General features: G+C 60.0%; 13 protein-coding genes. 10 read left to right on the plus strand and 3 right to left on the minus strand.

Annotated elements, in window-relative coordinates; all coding sequences use genetic code 11:
• The first annotated feature begins 31 nt into the window (after positions 1–31).
• Positions 32–898, plus strand: coding sequence for a helix-turn-helix domain-containing protein (locus ABTW55_RS01600; RefSeq protein WP_049213493.1), 867 nt, complete (start codon positions 32–34; stop codon positions 896–898).
• Here ABTW55_RS01600 and ABTW55_RS01605 read toward each other — a convergent pair.
• Positions 822–1,874, minus strand: coding sequence for an XdhC family protein (locus tag ABTW55_RS01605; RefSeq protein WP_060422998.1), 1,053 nt, complete (start codon positions 1,872–1,874; stop codon positions 822–824). The two genes, ABTW55_RS01600 and ABTW55_RS01605, sit on opposite strands and share 77 nt — an antisense overlap.
• Positions 1,875–1,882: 8 nt before the next feature.
• A complete protein-coding gene (locus ABTW55_RS01610) occupies positions 1,883–2,467 on the minus strand; it encodes an NTP transferase domain-containing protein (RefSeq protein WP_033649596.1) in 585 nt (194 codons plus the stop codon).
• A 208-nt stretch (positions 2,468–2,675) separates the two neighbouring features.
• Between ABTW55_RS01610 and ABTW55_RS01615 the strand changes: the two genes are divergently transcribed.
• Genes ABTW55_RS01615 through ABTW55_RS01625 form a run of 3 tightly spaced genes read left to right on the plus strand, consistent with a single transcriptional unit; the run spans position 2,676 to position 7,248 of the window.
• Positions 2,676–5,465: a xanthine dehydrogenase family protein molybdopterin-binding subunit gene (locus ABTW55_RS01615; RefSeq protein WP_060423001.1), complete on the plus strand. Its 2,790-nt coding sequence runs from the start codon at positions 2,676–2,678 to the stop codon at positions 5,463–5,465.
• Positions 5,462–6,016 carry a (2Fe-2S)-binding protein gene (locus ABTW55_RS01620; protein WP_033635931.1) on the plus strand — a complete coding sequence of 185 codons (555 nt, stop codon included), beginning with the start codon at positions 5,462–5,464 and terminating at the stop codon, positions 6,014–6,016. Before ABTW55_RS01615 ends, ABTW55_RS01620 begins: the two co-directional genes overlap by 4 nt.
• Complete coding sequence (locus tag ABTW55_RS01625) at positions 6,013–7,248, plus strand: cytochrome c (RefSeq protein WP_060431771.1); 1,236 nt, start codon at positions 6,013–6,015, stop codon at positions 7,246–7,248. The genes ABTW55_RS01620 and ABTW55_RS01625 overlap by 4 nt, the downstream gene beginning before the upstream one ends.
• 63 nt (positions 7,249–7,311) lie before the next feature.
• Here ABTW55_RS01625 and ABTW55_RS01630 read toward each other — a convergent pair whose 3' ends face one another.
• Complete coding sequence (locus ABTW55_RS01630) at positions 7,312–8,688, minus strand: amino acid permease (protein WP_033635929.1); 1,377 nt, start codon at positions 8,686–8,688, stop codon at positions 7,312–7,314.
• Between the two features lie 631 nt (positions 8,689–9,319).
• Here ABTW55_RS01630 and pdhR point away from each other — a divergent pair.
• The 6 genes from pdhR (at position 9,320) to yacL (ending at position 20,083) form a co-directional block, all read left to right on the plus strand.
• Positions 9,320–10,084, plus strand: coding sequence for a pyruvate dehydrogenase complex transcriptional repressor PdhR (gene pdhR, locus ABTW55_RS01635; RefSeq protein ID WP_004937490.1), 765 nt, complete (start codon positions 9,320–9,322; stop codon positions 10,082–10,084).
• Positions 10,085–10,249: 165 nt separating this feature from the next.
• On the plus strand, positions 10,250–12,913 hold the full coding sequence (gene aceE / locus ABTW55_RS01640; RefSeq protein WP_060423004.1) for a pyruvate dehydrogenase (acetyl-transferring), homodimeric type: 2,664 nt from the start codon (positions 10,250–10,252) through the stop codon (positions 12,911–12,913).
• A 13-nt stretch (positions 12,914–12,926) separates the two neighbouring features.
• Positions 12,927–14,810 carry a pyruvate dehydrogenase complex dihydrolipoyllysine-residue acetyltransferase gene (gene aceF, locus ABTW55_RS01645; protein WP_060423006.1) on the plus strand — a complete coding sequence of 628 codons (1,884 nt, stop codon included), beginning with the start codon at positions 12,927–12,929 and terminating at the stop codon, positions 14,808–14,810.
• Between the two features lie 233 nt (positions 14,811–15,043).
• The gene (gene lpdA / locus ABTW55_RS01650; RefSeq protein ID WP_004937500.1) at positions 15,044–16,468 is read left to right on the plus strand and encodes a dihydrolipoyl dehydrogenase; all 1,425 of its coding nucleotides are present in this window, start codon (positions 15,044–15,046) and stop codon (positions 16,466–16,468) included.
• A 515-nt stretch (positions 16,469–16,983) separates the two neighbouring features.
• Positions 16,984–19,581, plus strand: a complete 2,598-nt coding sequence (gene acnB / locus ABTW55_RS01655) for a bifunctional aconitate hydratase 2/2-methylisocitrate dehydratase (RefSeq protein ID WP_033635927.1) — start codon at positions 16,984–16,986, stop codon at positions 19,579–19,581.
• A gap of 139 nt (positions 19,582–19,720) precedes the next feature.
• Positions 19,721–20,083 carry a protein YacL gene (yacL, locus tag ABTW55_RS01660; RefSeq protein WP_004937507.1) on the plus strand — a complete coding sequence of 121 codons (363 nt, stop codon included), beginning with the start codon at positions 19,721–19,723 and terminating at the stop codon, positions 20,081–20,083.

Below are 20,083 nucleotides of genomic sequence, written 5' to 3' on the forward strand. Positions count from 1 at the left end.
GAATATCGGCAACAGAAGGCTCGGCAAGCACATGAGTACGCAGGAAAGTCATATCAAGGAATTGCTGGTCTGGATTGAGGATAATCTGACCAATCCGCTGTCGTTGGATATCGTTTCCGCCAAGTCAGGCTATACGAAATGGTATCTGCAGCGCATGTTCAAGAAGCAGACCGGATTATCGTTAGCTTCGTATATCCGCGCTCGCCGCCTCTATCTCGCCGCCTTCGCCTTGCGTTTCACGCAGAAGAGCATCCTCGATATCTCGGTCGAATACCAATTCGATAACCAGCAGACGTTCTCGCGCTGTTTCAAGAAACACTTCGCCGAATCGCCCAGCGTCTATCGCCATGCCCGCAAGCAGGACTTCAGCAATCTGGTGCGTTCGCTGGCGGCCAGCCAGCCGGGTGATATTCAGGTCGAACGCGTCAGCATCGCCAGCGGGCAATACGCCTTTCACGGCAAGCAGTACGCTTATCACCTGGATATCGAGAAGCTGGACAAGTCGCACCTGCCGCAGCGCAGCGCGCTGCGGGCGCAGTTCTATACCTTATTGGGCGAGCGCCCGATGCAAACCTATTCGTTTACCCAACTGGTGCCGGACGGCGAGCGGGTCAGGGTCGATTATACCCTGGGCGTGACGACGGAATACCCGCTGCGCGAAGGCGTGGTGCTGGAGCCGTTGCCGGAGATCCACGGCGAGTTTTGCCGTTTTCGCTATTCCGGCAAGCCGGTGGCGCTCAATGACCACATCATTCAAATCTACACGCAGGTGCTGCCCGAAATGGGGTTGGCCCGCGGAGAGGGGCCGGACATTACGGTGTTCAGCTATTCGCTGAGCGGGAAAGAGGAGCTGCATCTGGAGTTGCAGCATCTGGTGCCGGTGGTGCCGCTGCATTGAGCCCGTCGGCGGCCGGCAGCCGGTTTTTTTGCTGCACGATCGCCGCCATCACCGCCAGGGCGATCTCCGCCGGGGTTTTGCTGCCCAGCGGCAGGCCGATCGGCGCATGGATGCGTTCCAGCTCCTGCGGGGTGAATTCGGCAATCTGCTGCAAACGCTGGCGCCGCCGCGCGCTGTTTCTGAGCGAGCCCATGGCGCCGATGTAAAACGCCGGGGTGTGGATCGCTTCCATCAGCGTCAGGTCGTCCATGCGCGGATCGTGGGTCAGCGCCACGACGGCGGTATTGGCGTGGCAACCCCCTTCCTCAATGAATTTGGCCGGAAACTGACGCAGCAACGTCACGCCCGGTTTCAGCTCGGTGGCAAAGTTATCCAGCGCCTCCGGGCGGTTCTCGCACACCAGCACCTCAAACCCCAACGCCACGGCGAAATCGACGCAGTACAGCGCCACGCTGGACAGCCCGGCGATCAGCAGGCGCGGCGCGGCCGCGATGTGCAGGGTGATCTGCTCGAGCCGGCGTTCGACCTGGGTGGCGCTGGTGAAGTGGCTCTGCTCGAGGCTGTGGCAGGCGTTGGGCAGCGTCAGGCGTTTGATCAACGCGTGATGCCCTTCCAGCGCGCCGGCGATGCGCCGCAGGTAAGTGATGCTGGCTTCACTCGCCGGCAGGTATTCGATCAGCACGTCCAGCACGCCGCCGCAGGGTAGCGCCACGTTGGGCGTCATGCCGCCTTCGCCGTAGCGAATCACCTGGCTGGCCGCCTGATACTCCCCGGCGGCCACGCGGCGCAAAAAATCCTCCTCCACGCAGCCGCCCGACAGCGAGCCGCTGTAGCGGCCATCGCGGGTCGCCGCCATCAGCGCGCCCGGCGAGCGCGGCGAAGAGCCGTAGGTGCTGAGCACGGTACATAACCAGACCGGCTGTTGCTGCAGCCAGCTTATCGCCTGGCTGACCACGGTGACGTCAAGATGTTGCATAGGTGAATTTACTCGCTGGCCGGGAGTTGCGATGGAAGATCAATATCCTGCACGACGCCGGGTTGCTCAAGCGGCAGCAGGTGCACTGCCGCGCCTTGCAGCAGTTCACGCGCGCCATTATCGCCGCGCAGTTGGCAAAGGGGTTTGCGCAATAGAGCGGAAAAGCCGACCGGATGACCGGGCTGTTGCGCATAGCAGGGGCGCACGATCGCGTGCTGCCGTAAGGCATCCGCCACCTGCCGGAAAACATCGGCGCCGACGAACGGCATATCGGCCAGGTGAATCAGCCAGCCCTGCCAGTGCGGCGTGGCCGCAACGCCCGCGGCGATCGAGTCGCCGAGGCCCGCGCTGGCGAGCAGGGTGACCGGCACCTGGTTGGCGGCGCAGGCGGCCAGCACCGGCAGATTATCCGGCCGGGTCACCACCTGTACCGGCAGGCCGGAGGCCAGCGCCTGGCGCAGGGTGTGTTCGAACAGCGATCGCCGCTCGCCCGCCGCATCGGCAAATCCGGCGTTCAATTTGTTGCCCCGGCCGCCGGCCTGAATAAAGCGCTCCCCGCGTCCGGCGGCGGTAATGACAATGCCCGTGGTCATGGTTGAAGTCCGCGTTTGCGCAAATTATTTATTAGCCTACAAACTACCTGTGTTTTGTAAATGTTTTTTTGTTGAAAACAGCCTGTTAATCATCACATAATTTTAGTTATAAGCATATGCTTATGACGTCTACGGCAAGGTCGTCAGCGTTTGCGCAACAACACCGCGAACAAAAACCAATTACAAGAAAGACGTGAAGGACTTATTTATGAGCAATTTCAACCCGTCGCGGCGCCGCTTTATCAAAGGCGCCGTGATTGCGGGGGTGTCCGTGTACCTCGCGCCCCTGTACAGCCGCGCCTACGCCGCGCTGTTCGAGCAAAAAATCCTCCAGTCACCCAACTGGGATCCGCAGACCAAACGCGTCCGTTTCCGTATCGACGGCCGCGCCAAGGTCATGGGGCAGAAGGTGTTCGCGCGCGACATCCGCGCGGTGGACATGCCGCACTGGCCGCAGAAACAGGCGCACGCCTTCATTCTTCGCGTCACTAAAGCCGACCGGCTGTTCGAGGGCGTCGATCTGTCGCTGCTGGGGGACGACCTGCAGCCGGATCGCCTGGTGACGGCGGAAGATCTGGCGCGCGACGGCCTGGCCTTCCCGGCGTTCTACGGCGACGACATGCTGCTGCCGAGCGGCAAAACCCCGGCCTATCTCGGCCAGGCGGTGGCGATACTGATCTATCACGACTTCGCCCGTTTCCGCTTCGCCAAGGACAAGCTGAAATTCCGTGAGGAAACCATCAAATACGGCGCGGTCACCGGCCCGCTGGAGCGCGATCCCTGGGGCAGCTTCCGCTATGTGCGGGTGGGGGGCGATCAACCGTTCGACGACGATCGCTTCTCCAGCCTGAAGGACACGCCGATCTTCCCGGTGTCGATGAAAAAACACCTGCCGGTGTGGCCGGAAGGGCGCGAGGGCGGCAAGCTGGATCAGGAAGGCATGCGCTATGCGGGCCTGATCGCCGACGAGATGGCCAATCCGCCGGCCGATTGGCTGGTGATGTCGCGCCGCTACACCACGCAGTCTATCGACACCTCGGCGCTGGAGCCGGACAACGCCAACGGCTGGTTCGATGCCGAGACGCAAACGCTGCATCTGGTGGTGCCGACCCAGTCGCCGCAGGAAGTGGCCGACGAGATGCCGCGCATGCTGGCCAAGCGCAACCCGCCGGTGAAACAGCTTATCCTGCACCCGTGCTACACCGTGGGCTACGGCTCGAAAGATCACTACAACTTCCCGTATTACGGCGCGGTGGCGGCGATGTACGGCGACGGCCACCCGGTGCGCCTGGCCAACGACCGCTTCGAGCAGTTCCAGACGGCGCTGAAGCGCCACGCGTTCGACATGAATTACCGCATCGCGGTGAATAAGCAGACCGGCGTCATGCAGTCGTTCCTCGGCGACATGACCGCGGACGGCGGCGGCCGCAGCAACTTTACCCCTTCGGTGGTGATGGTCGGCGCGACCGCCGCCCAGTCGATTTACTACTTCCCGAAAAGCGATCTGTCGTCGGTCGGGCTGGCCTCACGCGCCATCGACGCCGGCTCGGCGCGCGGTTACGGCACGCTGCAGAGCATGGCCGCCACCGAGATGATGGTGGATGAGCTGGCCGCCGAGCTGAAGATCGACCCGATCGAGTTCCGCCTGCGCAACGTGCTGAAATCCGGCATGAAAAACACCCAGGGGGCGATCCCGGCCGGTGCGATCCGCGCCGATGAAGTGCTGGAGAAGGCGGCGAAGCATGAGATGTGGCTCAAGCGCGCCGAACGCAAGGCCGAGTTTGAGAGCCGCCATCCCGGCAAGCGCTATGGCGTTGGCTTCGGCTGCGTGCAGAAAGACTTCGGCACCGGGGCGGAAACCTCGTTCGCCCGGGTGGAGCTGAGCGAAGACGGCCGCATCACGCTGCATCACAGCGGCGCGGAGATGGGCACCGGCATGTCGACCTCGCAGTCGGTGCTGTGCGCGCAGTGGCTGGGAAAACCGGCCGACGAAGCGCATTTCTCGGTCACTGACTGGTCGGTGCTGCCGATGGTCACCAGCGGCGATCCTTACCTGATGTCGCAGGAGGAGCAGGACAAGCTGCAAACCAACCCTAACTGGACGCCGAGCTACTGTTCGCCGTCCAGCGCCAGCAACTCGGCCTATTACTTCTCGCACAGCACCCGCGAAGCGGCGCGCCTGATCTTCGATCACGGCCTGTGGCCGGCGGCGATGGCGCTGTGGCAGGCCGGCATCGGCGGCGGCCAGGCGGCGCCGCTGGTGGTGCGGCGTGAAGATGCGCGTTGGGTCGAAGGTGGCCTGACGGCGGCGGGCATGTCGGTGCTGAGCCTCGAGCTGCTGGCCAAGACGGCTTATCAGATGGGCGGCGTCACCGGCGCGGCGGTGCACGTCTTCAACCGCTGGCAGTGGGCGGAGGCCGATTTCACGCTGAACGGCAAAAGCGAACGCCTGCCGATCGACGGCATGGCGCTGCGCAACGCCGGCGGCGAATTCAAACCGCTGGCGCGTGGGCAGGTCTACTACCCGCCAACCCAGCGTAACAATGCGGCGGTCACCTACTACAGCGCCGTCGGCACGCTGGCGGAAGTGGCGGTGGATATCGCCACCGGCCAGGTGGAATTGCTGAATCACCATTCGATCATGGAGTGCGGCAACCTGATCGTGCCGGAACTGGTTTCCGGCCAGCTGCAGGGCGGGCTGGCGATGGGGATCGGCCATGCGCTGCACGAATATTTACCGCTGTACGAAGACGGGCCGGGCAACGGCACCTGGAACTTCAACCGTTACCACCTGCCGCGCGCCAGCGACGTGGCGGTGTGGAAGCAGAGCGGCGACATCCTGCCGGCGCTGTCGGAAACCGATCCGCCGAAAGGCATGGCGGAGGTGGTGATGATCCCGATCGTGGCCGCGCTGGTCAACGCCATCGCCGACGCCACCGGCCACCGTTTCCGTGATTTGCCCGTTCGTGCAGAAAATATTCGTGAGGTATTTCAATGAGCATTAAAACCCAGCCGATCTCCCTGACCATCAACCAGAAGCAGTACGGCCCGATCGAGGTGCCGGAAGGCCTGATGATGATCGATTTCCTGCACGAGTACCTTGATCTGACCGGCTCGCGCCTCGGCTGCGGGCAGGGCATTTGCCACGCCTGCGTGGCGATCGTCGATCACCCGAGCGGCACCAGTGAAGAGGTGCGCACCTGCATCACCGGCGCGCATTTCTTCAACGGCAAGAAAGTGCGTACCGTCGAAGGCCACGCCAGGGTGGACGAGCAGGGCGAGGTGGTTGAACTGTCGCCGATCCAGCAGGCGTTTCTGGAGCACTACAGCTTCCAGTGCGGCTATTGCACGCCGGGCTTTGTCAATGCCGCCACCATTTTCGTGGAAAAGCTCAAGCGTGAACCTATCGCTCGTGAGCAGCTGGAAAGCGCCATCGAGCAGGCGCTGGACAGCCACATCTGCCGCTGCACCGGCTACGTGCGCTACTACGAAGCGGTGCGCGACGTGGTGCTGAAAACGCCGGGCCTGCTGAAGGAGACGGCGCAATGAAAAAACGTCTCGCAGTATTGATTTTGCTGGTGGCGATCGTGGTGATTGCGTTGCTGTGGTGGCGGGAAAACCGCCGTTACGACGGCCCGGTGCAGCAGGTGACCGCCGGCGCCGAACAGATCGCCCGCGGCCGCTATCTGGCGCAGGCCGCCGACTGTGCCGCCTGCCATACCGCCAGCGGCGGGGCGCCGTTGGCCGGCGGCTATCCGCTGGAAACGCCGTTCGGCACGATTTACGGCAGCAATCTGACGCCGTCGGCCGACCACGGCATCGGGCGCTGGACCAGGGACGACTTCTTCCTGGCGCTGACGCAGGGCGTGGCGCCGGGCGGGCGGCACCTGTACCCGGCGATGCCTTATACCTCGTACAAGGGCATGTCGCGTCAGGATGCCGACGACATCTACGCTTACCTGATGACGCGCCCGGCGGTGGACGTGGCCATTCCGGCCAACGAGATGCCGTTCCCGTTCAACCAGCGCATGGCGCTGATCGGCTGGAACCTGCTGTTCCGCAGCCAGGATCCGCTGCCGGCCAGTTCGCAGGGCAGTTCGCCGCAATGGCAGCGCGGCCGCTATCTGGCCGACGTGCTGGGCCACTGTGGCGAATGCCACACGCCGCGCGGCGCGCTGGGGCAGATGGATCTCGCCAAGCCGATGCAGGGCGGCGATCTCGGCCGCTTCATGGCGCCGGACATTACGCCGCACGGCCTGGCGCAGCGCGGCTGGACGCCGCAGGACGTCAGCCGCTTCCTCAGCACCGGCTTCGCGCCGCAGGGTTCCGCCTTCAGCGAGATGCACATGGTGGTGGATCTCAGCACCCGGCATTTAACGCCGGAAGACCATCAGGCGCTGGCGCTGTATCTGATGGGCGAGCAGCCGCCGGCGGCGGTGCCGGTGAAAATGGGCCAGGGCAGTGATGCCGGGCGCATGGCCTATCTGGATCAGTGCGCCGGCTGCCACGCCCGCGAAGGCGAGGGCAAACCGCACGTCGCACCGGCGATGCGCGATAACGCCACGCTGCGCCAGGTGGACGGCAAGAACCTGATCGTGTCGGTGCTGGACGGCCTGCCGGCTCAGCAGTTCCCGAACGGCGAAAGCATGCAGAGCATGCCGGGCTTCGGCGAACGGCTGAGCGATGCCGACGTGGCGGAGCTGGTGAATTATCTGCGCGTGACCTGGGGCGGCTTGCCGGCGGACATCACCGCCGAACAGGTGAAAGCGCTGCGCAAATAAGCGGCGTTCAGGCGAAAAAAATGGCCCGCATCAGCGGGCCATTTTATTGCGCGGTCACGGGGTTCAACGGCTGGTGACGCCGTCGACGCGTTGGCTGCGCTGTTTGATGGCGTAACCGACGGCCAGGATCGCCACCCACACCGGGATCAGCAGCACCGAGATTTGAATGCCCGGCGTCAGGTACATGATCACCAGGATGCCGGCCATGAACAGCAGGCACAGGTAGTTGCTGAACGGGTACCAGAACGCTTTGAACTTCGGCACCACACCTTCGCGATTTTTAGCGGCGCGGAACTTCAGGTGCGCCAGGCTGATCATCGCCCAGTTGATCACCAGCGCCGATACCACCAACGCCATCAGCAGTTCGAAGGCGCGGCCTGGGATCAGGTAGTTAATCAGCACGCACAGCGCGGTGGCGAGGGCGGAAATGCCGATGGCCACGACCGGCACGCCGCGACCGTCGACCTTCAACAGGCTTTTCGGGCCGTTGCCCTGCTGCGCCAGGCCGTACAGCATGCGGCTGTTACAGTAGACGCAGCTGTTGTACACCGACAGCGCGGCGGTGAGCACCACGATGTTCAGCACGGTCGCCACCAGGTTGCTGTTCAGCGCGTGGAAGATCAGCACGAACGGGCTGCCGCCTTCAACCACTTTGCCCCACGGGTACAGCGACAGCAGAATGGCCAGCGAACCGATATAGAAGATCAGGATGCGGTAGATCACCTGATTGGTGGCTTTCGGAATGCTCTTTTGCGGGTCGTCGGCTTCGGCGGCGGTGATGCCGACCAGCTCGAGGCCGCCGAAGGAGAACATGATCACCGCCATCGCCATCACCAGGCCCATGACGCCGTTGGGGAAGAACCCGCCCTGCGCCCACAGGTTGGTGACGGTGGCCTCCGGGCCGCCCATGCCGCTGAACAGCAGGTAGGCGCCGAACACGATCATGCCGATAATCGCCACCACCTTGATGATGGCGAACCAGAACTCCATCTCGCCGTAAACTTTGACGTTGGCCAGGTTGATGGCGTTGATCGCCAGGAAGAATACCGCGGCGGAAACCCAGGTGGGGATCTCCGGCCACCAGTACTGCACGTAGATGCCGACCGCGGTCAGTTCCGCCATCGCCACCAGGACATACAGCACCCAGTAGTTCCAGCCGGAGGCGAAGCCGGCGAAGTTGCCCCAGTATTTGTAGGCGAAGTGGCTGAAGGAACCGGCAACCGGCTCTTCCACCACCATCTCCCCCAACTGGCGCATGATCAGAAACGCGATGAAGCCGCCGATGGCGTAGCCGAGAAGCACTGACGGGCCGGCCATTTTTATTGTTTGAGCGATACCGAGAAATAACCCGGTGCCGATTGCGCCACCTAAGGCGATGAGCTGAATATGGCGGTTTTTCAGGCCGCGTTTCAGCTGGTCACCATGCTGTTGACCATCCATCAATCAAACCCTCTGTCGTTGTGAATGCCCACATGCCTGTAAAGCAGTGGTTACGATGTGTGTTTTGTTTTATTTACGGCGTTATAGCTATTAATTCCACGGTGCCGCTACCGTTTGGCAGAGAATAATGTTATGCGCGTCGGTTTGCACCTGCTTTGTCGTGTGAGTGATTAAGATTGCAGCAGTTTAGGAAACAAAATGCGGGTTGTGTGACGGCGGGAGGGATTCAGTGCATGAAATAAGCAACAAATCACATAATGCGCAAAAATAACGTAGATCCGAGCGGCGGCGCGCGTTCAAATAATGAACGAATCACCGTGGCGCTGCTCGCCAAATAGCCATTCATTAAAGCGTCATAACCATGCAATAAAACTTGGGCAAAAAGTTTGCACTCTTCCTTGCGTAAGGTTTGGTAAAAGTTAAATCCCCAACCCGGCGCGTAAATGGTAATACCATCACGGCGTTACCGGTTTGCAGCGGGGTTTTCAGCGGGGTGTTAAAATGTGCGGGTAACCTGATTTCGATCAAGGCCCGTATGGACAGGAGGTGAATACTTTGTTACTTTACCGTCACGTTTTTGAAATTGGTATTACCAATTGACTCCGCGCCATTCGCAGAGAAGAATTCACTCATGGCCTACAGCAAAATCCGCCAACCCAAGTTGTCAGATGTTATCGAGCAACAGCTCGAATACCTGATCCTCGAGGGGACACTGCGCCCAGGCGAAAAACTGCCTCCGGAGCGCGAGCTGGCGAAACAATTTGATGTCTCCCGTCCTTCTCTGAGAGAGGCCATTCAGCGCCTGGAAGCGAAAGGGCTGCTCCTGCGTCGTCAGGGCGGCGGCACCTTCGTGCAAACTAATCTGTGGCAGAGCTTCAGCGATCCGCTGGCCGAGCTGCTGGCCGACCATCCCGAATCACAGTTCGATCTGTTGGAAACCCGTCACGCGCTGGAAGGCATTGCCGCCTATTACGCGGCGCTGCGCGGCACCGATGAAGATCTGGCGCGCATCCGCGACTGCCATATCGTGATTCAACAGGCTCAAGACAGCGGCGATCTCGACGCCGAAGCCGATGCGGTCATGCAGTATCAAATCGCCGTGACCGAAGCTGCCCACAACGTTGTGTTACTTCACCTGCTACGCTGCATGGGGCCGATGCTGGAACAGAACGTGCGTCAGAACTTTGAATTGCTCTACTCGCGCCGTGAGATGTTGGCAAAAGTGAGCAGCCACCGCGCCGGAATTTTTGAGGCGATTGTGGCACGCGAGCCGGAAAAGGCCCGTGAAGCCTCGCATCGCCACTTGGCGTTTATCGAGGAAATCTTGCTGGATCTCAGCCGGGAGCATACTCGGCGCGAGAGATCGCTACGGCGTCTCCAGCAACGCAAGGATTAAGAGCTGTCCTCTTCAGGGTACACCAGCCTGCGGGGGTTAAGTTCGAGGTACTTAGTTAAGTACTTAAGCGGCAACTAAACTGATGGGCCTGTCTTCGTGTGTTTTTGCACAGAGCACAGGAAGACAGGCTCCAAACAAACCATTAGACAGATAAGGAATACCACCATGTCAGAACGTTTAAACAATGACGTGGATCCGATCGAAACCCGCGACTGGCTGCAGGCGATCGAATCGGTCATCCGTGAAGAGGGTGTTGAGCGAGCTCAGTTTCTGATTGATCAGGTATTGGGAGAAGCCCGCAAAGGCGGCGTTAACGTTGCGGCCGGTGCTGCAGCGCACAACTACGTCAACACCATCGCGGTAGAAGACGAACCGGCCTACCCAGGCAACCTGGATCTGGAACGCCGCATTCGCTCTGCGATCCGTTGGAACGCGGTCATGACCGTTCTGCGCGCATCCAAAAAAGACCTGGAGCTGGGCGGCCACATGGCTTCCTTCCAGTCTTCCGCGACCTTCTATGAAGTCTGCTTTAACCACTTCTTCCGCGCACGCAACGAGAAAGACGGCGGCGACCTGGTGTACTTCCAGGGCCACATTTCTCCGGGCGTTTACGCGCGTGCCTTCCTTGAAGGCCGCCTGACCGAAGAACAAATGAACAACTTCCGTCAGGAAGTGCACGGTAAAGGCCTGTCCTCTTACCCGCATCCTAAACTGATGCCGGAATTCTGGCAGTTCCCGACCGTATCCATGGGCCTGGGCCCAATCAGCGCCATCTATCAGGCGAAGTTCCTGAAATATCTGGAACACCGCGGCCTGAAAGACACCTCTGAGCAGACCGTTTACGCCTTCTTGGGCGACGGCGAGATGGATGAGCCGGAATCCAAAGGCGCCATCACCATCGCGACCCGCGAGAAGCTGGACAACCTGGTGTTCGTCATCAACTGCAACCTGCAGCGCCTGGACGGCCCGGTCACCGGCAACGGCAAGATCATCAACGAACTGGAAGGCATCTTCTCCGGCGCAGGCTGGCAGGTGCTGAAAGTGATCTGGGGCGGCCGTTGGGACGAACTGCTGCGTAAAGACACCAGCGGTAAACTGGTTCAGCTGATGAACGAGACCCTGGACGGCGACTACCAGACCTTCAAATCCAAAGACGGCGCTTACGTGCGCGAGCACTTCTTCGGCCGTTACCCGGAAACCGCGGCGCTGGTCAAAGACATGACCGACGACGAAATCTGGGCGCTGAACCGTGGTGGTCACGATCCGAAGAAAATCTTCGCTGCACTGAAAAAAGCGCAGGACACCAAAGGCAAACCGACCGTTATCCTGGCCCACACCATCAAAGGTTACGGCATGGGTGAAACCGCGGAAGGTAAAAACATCGCTCACCAGGTGAAGAAAATGAACATGGAAGGGGTTCACCACTTCCGCGATCGTTTCAACGTGCCGGTTGCCGATGCTGACATCGAAAAACTGCCGTACATCACCTTCGAGAAAGATTCCGAAGAGTACAAATACCTGCACGAACGTCGCCAGGCGCTGAAAGGCTACGTGCCGACGCGTCTGCCGGAGTTCACCCAGAAACTGGAAATGCCGGCGCTGGAAGATTTCAGCTCGCTGCTGGAAGAGCAGAACAAAGAGATCTCCACCACTATCGCCTTCGTGCGTGCCCTGAACGTGATGCTGAAGAACAAGTCGATCAAAGATCGCCTGGTGCCAATCATCGCCGACGAAGCGCGTACCTTCGGTATGGAAGGTCTGTTCCGTCAGATCGGTATCTACAGCCCGAACGGCCAGCAGTACACCCCGCAGGACCGTGAACAGGTGGCTTACTACAAAGAAGACGAGAAAGGCCAAATCCTGCAGGAAGGCATCAACGAACTGGGCGCAGCCTCTTCCTGGCTGGCCGCAGCGACTTCCTACAGCACCAACGATCTGCCGATGATTCCGTTCTACATCTACTACTCGATGTTCGGTTTCCAACGTATCGGCGACCTGTGCTGGGCAGCGGGCGACCAACAGGCGCGCGGCTTCCTGATCGGCGGGACCTCGGGCCGTACTACCCTGAACGGCGAAGGTCTGCAGCACGAAGATGGCCACAGCCACATTCAGTCTCTGACCATCCCTAACTGCATCTCTTACGATCCGGCTTACGCGTACGAAGTGGCGGTGATCATGCACGACGGTCTGGTGCGCATGTATGGCGACAACCCGGAAAACGTGTACTACTACCTGACCACGCTGAACGAAAACTACCACATGCCTGCGATGCCGCAGGGTGCGGAAGAAGGTATCCGCAAGGGTATCTACAAGCTGGAAACGCTGGAAGGCAGCAAAGGCAAGGTACAGCTGCTGGGCTCCGGCGCCATCCTGCGCCACGTGCGCGAAGCTGCGCAGATCCTGGCGAAGGACTACGGCGTGGGTTCCGACACCTACAGCGTGACCTCGTTCACCGAACTGGCGCGCGACGGCCAGGACTGCGAGCGCTGGAACATGCTGCACCCAACCGAAACGCCACGCGTGCCTTACATCGCTCAGGTGATGAGCGACGCGCCGGCGGTAGCTTCTACCGACTACATGAAACTGTTCGCCGAACAGGTTCGTACTTATGTGCCGGCCAGCGACTATCGCGTACTGGGCACCGACGGCTTCGGTCGTTCGGACAGCCGCGAAAACCTGCGTCACCACTTCGAAGTCGATGCATCCTACGTGGTGGTTGCTGCTCTGGGTGAACTGGCTAAACGCGGTGAGATCGAAGCTTCTGTGGTTGCCGATGCAATCAAGAAATTCGACATCAACCCGGAAAAAGTTAACCCGCGTCTGGCCTAAGAGGTACTGAATAATGTCTATCGAAATCAACGTACCGGACATCGGTGCAGATGAAGTCGAAATCACCGAGATTCTGGTGAAGGTCGGCGATAAAGTTGAAGCGGAACAATCGCTGATCACCGTGGAAGGCGACAAGGCTTCCATGGAAGTGCCATCCCCGCAGGCGGGCGTGGTGAAAGAGATCAAAGTGGCGGTCGGCGATAAAACCGAAACCGGCAAACTGATCATGATCTTCGAAGCGGCAGGCGCAGCGGAAGCTGCACCGGCGGCGAAAGCGGAAGAAAAACCGGCGGCAGCAGCAGCTGCCCCGGCTGCCGCTGCGGCCAAAGACGTTGCCGTGCCGGACATCGGCGCCGACGAAGTCGAAGTGACCGAGATCCTGGTGAAAGTGGGCGACAAGGTGGAAGCCGAGCAGTCCCTGATCACCGTGGAAGGCGACAAGGCTTCCATGGAAGTCCCTGCGCCGTTCGCGGGCACCGTGAAAGAGATCAAGATCGCGACCGGCGACAAAGTGAAAACCGGTTCCCTGATCATGGTGTTCGAAGTGGCCGGCGCCGCTTCCGCTGCGGCCCCGGCTGCGGCTGAAGCACCGGCTGCCGCTGCAGCGCCTGCGGCCTCTGCGGCCAAAGACGTCGCCGTGCCGGATATCGGCGGCGACGAAGTCGAAGTGACCGAAGTGATGGTTAAGGTGGGCGACAAGGTTGCCGCCGAGCAGTCTCTGATTACCGTGGAAGGCGACAAGGCCTCCATGGAAGTGCCTGCACCGTTCGCGGGTACCGTGAAAGAGATCAAGATCGCGACCGGCGACAAAGTGAAAACCGGCTCCCTGATCATGGTGTTCGAAGTGGAAGGCGCTGCGCCTGCCGCTGCCGCCGCTCCAGCCGCTAAAGCGGAAGCTGCGCCGGCGCCGGCCGCCGCGAAAGCCGCCGCTCCGGCTGCGAAAGCTGACGACAAAGGCGAGTTCGCCGAGAACGCGGCATACGTGCACGCAACCCCGGTCATTCGTCGTCTGGCGCGTGAGTTCGGCGTTAACCTGGCGAAAGTGAAAGGCACCGGTCGTAAAGGCCGTATCCTGCGCGAAGACGTTCAGGCTTACGTGAAAGACGCGGTGAAACGCGCTGAAGCGGCCCCGGCCGCTGCCGGCGGCGGTCTGCCAGGCATGCTGCCATGGCCGAAAGTGGACTTCAGCAAGTTCGGCGAGATCGAAGAAGTCGAAATGGGCCGCATCCAGAAGATCTCTGGCGCGAACCTGAGCCGCAACTGGGTGATGATCCCGCACGTGACTCACTTCGACAAAACCGACATCACCGATCTGGAAGCGTTCCGCAAACAGCAGAACGAAGAAGCGGCCAAGCGCAAGCTGGACGTGAAGTTCACGCCTGTCGTGTTCATCATGAAAGCCGTTGCTGCCGCTCTGGAGCAGATGCCGCGCTTCAACAGCTCGCTGTCCGAAGACGGTCAGAAGCTGACGCTGAAGAAATACATCAACATCGGCGTGGCGGTAGATACCCCGAACGGCCTGGTGGTTCCGGTGTTCAAGGACGTGAACAAGAAGAGCATCACCGAGCTGTCTCGCGAACTGATGACCATCTCCAAGAAAGCGCGCGACGGCAAGCTGACCGCGGGCGAGATGCAGGGCGGCTGCTTCACCATCTCCAGCCTGGGTGGCATCGGGACGACTCACTTCGCGCCGATCGTCAACGCGCCGGAAGTGGCTATCCTGGGCGTCTCCAAGTCTGCGATGGAGCCGGTCTGGAACGGTAAAGAGTTCATGCCGCGCCTGATGATGCCGATGTCGCTGTCCTTCGACCACCGCGTTATCGACGGTGCCGATGGTGCGCGCTTCATCACCATCATCAACAACATGTTGTCCGACATTCGCCGTCTGGTGATGTAATGCAAAAGGGGCGCAGCATGCTGCGCCCCTGACGATTCTGTAGCAGTTTTGTCGGATTTTGCATAACTCGACAAAATTGTTGAGACACGGGTCACTCGAACACGCTTTGCAGATTATTAACAATTCTGTAAACTGCTCGCGGTGTAAGCGTCCCGGTGGATGAAGGGCGTTATGAGATCGATTAGCAATAAAAATGACGTCTGACCCGCCGGACAATCAATTAAGAGGTCATGATGAGTACTGAAATTAAAACTCAGGTCGTGGTACTTGGGGCGGGCCCGGCAGGTTACTCTGCAGCCTTTCGTTGCGCTGACTTAGGTCTTGAAACCGTTCTGGTTGAACGTTATTCCACTCTGGGCGGGGTTTGCCTGAACGTGGGATGTATCCCTTCCAAAGCACTGCTGCACGTTGCCAAAGTGATCGAAGAAGCCAAAGCGCTGGCCGAACACGGCATCGTTTTCGGCGAGCCGAAAACCGACATCGACAAAGTGCGCGTCTGGAAAGAAAAAGTCATCACTCAGCTGACCGGCGGTCTGGCTGGCATGGCGAAAGGCCGTAAAGTGAAAGTGGTCAACGGCCTGGGCAAGTTCACCGGCGCTAACACCCTGGTTGTTGAAGGCGAAAACGGCCCAACCACCATCAACTTCGACAACGCCATCATCGCTGCAGGTTCTCGTCCGATCCAACTGCCATTCATTCCTCATGAAGATCCACGCGTGTGGGATTCCACCGATGCGCTGGAGCTGAAAACCGTCCCAGAGCGTCTGCTGGTTATGGGCGGCGGCATCATCGGCCTGGAAATGGGCACCGTATACCATGCGCTGGGTTCACAGATCGACGTCGTTGAGATGTTCGATCAGGTTATCCCGGCGGCAGATAAAGACGTGGTGAAAGTCTTCACCAAACGTATCAGCAAGCAGTTCAACCTGATGCTGGAAACCAAAGTGACCGCGGTAGAAGCCAAAGAAGACGGCATCTACGTCACGATGGAAGGTAAAAAAGCGCCGGCAGAACCACAGCGTTACGACGCGGTGCTGGTGGCGATCGGCCGCGTGCCGAACGGCAAACTGCTGGATGCCGGCAAAGCCGGTGTTGAAGTTGACGAGCGTGGCTTCATCAACGTCGACAAACAGCTGCGCACCAACGTGCCGCACATCTTCGCTATCGGCGACATCGTCGGTCAGCCGATGCTGGCGCACAAAGGCGTGCACGAAGGCCACGTTGCCGCAGAAGTTATCGCCGGCATGAAGCACTACTTCGATCCGAAAGTGATCCCATCCATCGCTTACACCGAGCCGGAAGTGGCATGGGTGGGTCTGACCGAGAAAGAAGCGAAAGAGAAAGGTATCAGCTACGAAACCTCCACCTTCCCGTGGGCGGCTTCCGGCCGTGCGATCGCTTCCGACTGTGCAGACGGCATGACCAAACTGATCTTCGACAAAGAAACTCACCGCATCATCGGTGGCGCGATTGTCGGCACCAACGGCGGCGAACTGCTGGGTGAAATCGGTCTGGCTATCGAGATGGGCTGCGACGCGGAAGACATCGCGCTGACCATCCACGCTCACCCGACCCTGCACGAATCCGTGGGCCTGGCGGCGGAGATCTACGAAGGCAGCATCACCGACCTGCCTAACCCGAAAGCCAAGAAGAAGTAATTCTGCTGGTTTGACCGGTTAACAAGCGGCTCCTGACAAGGAGCCGTTTTTTTTTGCTCAAACTCAGAAAGCGGTTTTTTTGTGGCCGCTGCGCCAAATTCCGATCCCCCTGCTTATATCCATTCTAACTATATGGATATAATACCCTGCTAGTCCGGCAGCCGATTACGCTGCGCTCAACGATTCAGCAAAGATTTAATGTTGCTTTTATGTGAACGAATTAACAACCGTTTCAAATCCTGATATGCTGGCTGAGCGGAACCGGGCACTGTACCTTACAGTCCAGGACATCGACAGCAGTGCCCCGTCAGGATAGATGGCATCAATATCGCCGTGCGCTCTACCCATCAGTCTTTCATGCTGTAACGCTGTTTGACCGTGTCTGTTTGCCCCAATCACCGTTTCGGGGCCTTTACGGGCCGATCGCCTAGCCACAGAGTGAAACCCCAAGGGTATAAACCCGGTTTGCATATACGCCAGGCACAATAAATGACAATGAGAGCGAGGAGAACGTCGTGCTAGAAGAATACCGTAAGCACGTAGCCGAGCGTGCTGCTGAGGGCATCGCCCCTAAGCCGCTAGACGCCACCCAAATGGCCGCGCTGGTCGAACTACTGAAGAATCCGCCAAAAGGCGAAGAAGAATTCCTGTTAGACCTGCTGATTAACCGTGTTCCACCGGGCGTCGACGAAGCCGCCTACGTCAAAGCAGGTTTCCTGGCGGCCATCGCCAAAGGTGAAGCGACATCCCCCCTGGTTACCCCCGAGAAAGCCATTGAACTGTTAGGCACCATGCAGGGCGGCTATAACATTCACCCGCTGATCGAAGCGCTGGATAACGAAACGCTGGCGCCTATCGCCGCGAAAGCGCTGTCCCACACGCTGCTGATGTTCGACAACTTCTACGACGTGGAAGAGAAGGCCAAGGCCGGTAACCCGCACGCCAAGCAGATCATGCAGTCCTGGGCCGACGCCGAATGGTACCTGTCGCGCCCTGAGCTGGCGGAAAAGATCACCGTCACCGTGTTCAAAGTCACCGGCGAAACCAACACCGATGACCTTTCTCCGGCGCCGGACGCCTGGTCGCGCCCGGATATCCCGCTGCACGCGCTGGCGATGCTGAAAAACGAACGTGAAGGCATCGTGCCGGATCAGCCGGGCAGCGTCGGCCCGATCAAACAGATCGAGCTGCTGAACAAAAAAGGCTTCCCGCTGGCCTACGTCGGCGACGTGGTCGGCACCGGTTCTTCCCGTAAATCCGCCACCAACTCCGTGCTGTGGTTTATGGGCGACGACATCCCGCACGTGCCGAACAAGCGCGGCGGCGGCGTGGTGCTGGGCGGCAAGATTGCGCCTATCTTCTTCAACACCATGGAAGATGCCGGCGCCTTGCCGATCGAAGTGGACGTGTCCGAGCTGAACATGGGCGACGTGATCGACGTTTACCCATACAAAGGTGAAGTGCGCAACCACGAAACCGGCGCGCTGATCGCCAACTTCGAGCTGAAAACCGACGTGCTGCTGGATGAAGTGCGCGCCGGCGGCCGTATCCCGCTGATCATCGGCCGCGGCCTGACCACCAAGGCGCGCGAAGCGCTGGGTCTGCCGCACAGCGATGTGTTCCGTATCGCCAAACCGGTCGCCGCCAGCAGCAAAGGCTTCTCGCTGGCGCAGAAAATGGTCGGCCGCGCCTGCGGCGTCGCCGGCATTCGCCCTGGCGAATACTGCGAACCGAAGATGACCTCCGTCGGTTCTCAGGACACCACCGGCCCGATGACCCGCGATGAGCTGAAAGACCTGGCCTGCCTCGGCTTCTCCGCCGATCTGGTCATGCAGTCATTCTGCCACACCGCCGCGTACCCGAAACCGGTCGACGTGACCACGCACCACACGCTGCCTGACTTCATCATGAACCGCGGCGGCGTCTCGCTGCGTCCGGGCGACGGCGTGATCCACTCCTGGCTGAACCGCATGCTGCTGCCTGACACCGTCGGCACCGGCGGCGATTCCCACACCCGCTTCCCGATCGGCATCTCCTTCCCGGCCGGTTCCGGCCTGGTGGCGTTTGCCGCCGCGACCGGCGTAATGCCGCTGGATATGCCTGAGTCGGTGCTGGTGCGCTTCAAAGGCAAAATGCAGCCGGGCATCACCCTGCGCGATCTGGTGCACGCCATCCCTTACTACGCGATCCAGCAAGGCTTGCTGACCGTCGAGAAGAAGGGCAAGAAAAACATCTTCTCCGGCCGCATCCTGGAGATCGAAGGCCTGCCGGATCTGAAGGTCGAGCAGGCGTTTGAGCTGACCGATGCGTCCGCCGAACGTTCCGCCGCCGGTTGTACCATCAAGCTGGACAAGGCGCCGATCGAAGAGTACCTGAACTCCAACATCGTGCTGCTGAAGTGGATGATCTCCGAAGGCTACGGCGACCGCCGTACGCTGGAGCGCCGTATTCAGGGCATGGAAAAATGGCTGGCGGATCCGCAACTGCTGGAAGGCGATGCGGATGCGGAATACGCGGCGGTGATCGACATCGATCTGAACGAGATCAAGGAGCCGATCCTGTGCGCACCGAACGATCCTGACGATGCGCGCCTGCTGTCCGACGTGGCCAACAGCAAAATCGATGAAGTGTTCATCGGGTCTTGCATGACCAACATCGGCCACTTCCGCGCGGCCGGCAAGCTGCTGGATCAGCACAAGGGCCAGCTGCCAACCCGTCTGTGGGTGGCGCCGCCAACCAAGATGGACGCGGCTCAGCTGACCGAAGAAGGCTACTACAGCGTGTTCGGCAAGAGCGGCGCGCGTATCGAGATCCCGGGCTGCTCGCTGTGCATGGGCAACCAGGCGCGCGTGGCGGACGGTGCGACGGTGGTCTCCACCTCGACCCGTAACTTCCCGAACCGTCTGGGCACCGGCGCCAACGTCTATCTGGCGTCAGCCGAACTGGCTGCGGTTGCGTCCCTGCTGGGCCGCCTGCCGACGCCGGACGAGTACCAGACCTATATGGCGCAGGTCGATAAGACGGCGGCGGATACCTACCGCTACCTGAACTTTGACCAGCTGGGACAGTACACCGAAAAAGCCGACGGCGTGATCTTCCAAACCGCCGTGTAAGCCGCTATATTGCGCAACTGTTTAACGGGAGGCCTTGGCCTCCCGTTTTATTTTGCTCAGTTGCCAACTTTGCGAGCGCTCACTGAGTTAGTCCGCCATTTATGTTTACACTAAGAAAAAGGGCTCAGGAGGGCATGCTATGGATTACGAATTTCTGCGTGACGTCACCGGTCAGGTGATCGTCAGATTTTCGATGGGGCATGAAGCGATTGGCCACTGGATCAACGAAGAAGTCAAAGGCGATTTCAACCTGCTGGACCGGATTGAAGCCGGTGCGGCCGAGGTCAAAGGCAGTGAACGTCAATGGCAGCTGGAAGGCCATGAATATACGCTGCTGATGGATGGTGAAGAAGTGATGATCCGCGCCAATCAGCTGGAGTTCGAGGGCGATGAAATGGAAGAGGGGATGAATTACTACGACGAAGAAAGCCTCTCATTCTGCGGCGTTGAGGACTTCCTGCTGGTGTTGAAGGCCTATCGTTCTTTCATGCTGAAATACTAA

Origin of the sequence: Serratia sp. SM04, from assembly GCF_040280225.1 — a bacterium.
In the GTDB taxonomy this organism is placed as follows: Bacteria; Pseudomonadota; Gammaproteobacteria; order Enterobacterales; family Enterobacteriaceae; genus Serratia; species Serratia sarumanii.

What these genes read in the sequence shown, in the direction of transcription:
- ABTW55_RS01610 (WP_033649596.1), bottom strand. Translation starts at nt 2,467, where the DNA reads ATGACCACGGGCATTGTCATTACCGCCGCCGGACGCGGGGAGCGCTTT.
- lpdA (WP_004937500.1), top strand. Translation starts at nt 15,044, where the DNA reads ATGAGTACTGAAATTAAAACTCAGGTCGTGGTACTTGGGGCGGGCCCG.
- ABTW55_RS01615 (WP_060423001.1), top strand. Translation starts at nt 2,676, where the DNA reads ATGAGCAATTTCAACCCGTCGCGGCGCCGCTTTATCAAAGGCGCCGTG.
- ABTW55_RS01600 (WP_049213493.1), top strand. Translation starts at nt 32, where the DNA reads ATGAGTACGCAGGAAAGTCATATCAAGGAATTGCTGGTCTGGATTGAG.
- ABTW55_RS01630 (WP_033635929.1), bottom strand. Translation starts at nt 8,688, where the DNA reads ATGGATGGTCAACAGCATGGTGACCAGCTGAAACGCGGCCTGAAAAAC.
- pdhR (WP_004937490.1), top strand. Translation starts at nt 9,320, where the DNA reads ATGGCCTACAGCAAAATCCGCCAACCCAAGTTGTCAGATGTTATCGAG.
- ABTW55_RS01625 (WP_060431771.1), top strand. Translation starts at nt 6,013, where the DNA reads ATGAAAAAACGTCTCGCAGTATTGATTTTGCTGGTGGCGATCGTGGTG.
- aceE (WP_060423004.1), top strand. Translation starts at nt 10,250, where the DNA reads ATGTCAGAACGTTTAAACAATGACGTGGATCCGATCGAAACCCGCGAC.
- yacL (WP_004937507.1), top strand. Translation starts at nt 19,721, where the DNA reads ATGGATTACGAATTTCTGCGTGACGTCACCGGTCAGGTGATCGTCAGA.
- ABTW55_RS01620 (WP_033635931.1), top strand. Translation starts at nt 5,462, where the DNA reads ATGAGCATTAAAACCCAGCCGATCTCCCTGACCATCAACCAGAAGCAG.
- aceF (WP_060423006.1), top strand. Translation starts at nt 12,927, where the DNA reads ATGTCTATCGAAATCAACGTACCGGACATCGGTGCAGATGAAGTCGAA.
- ABTW55_RS01605 (WP_060422998.1), bottom strand. Translation starts at nt 1,874, where the DNA reads ATGCAACATCTTGACGTCACCGTGGTCAGCCAGGCGATAAGCTGGCTG.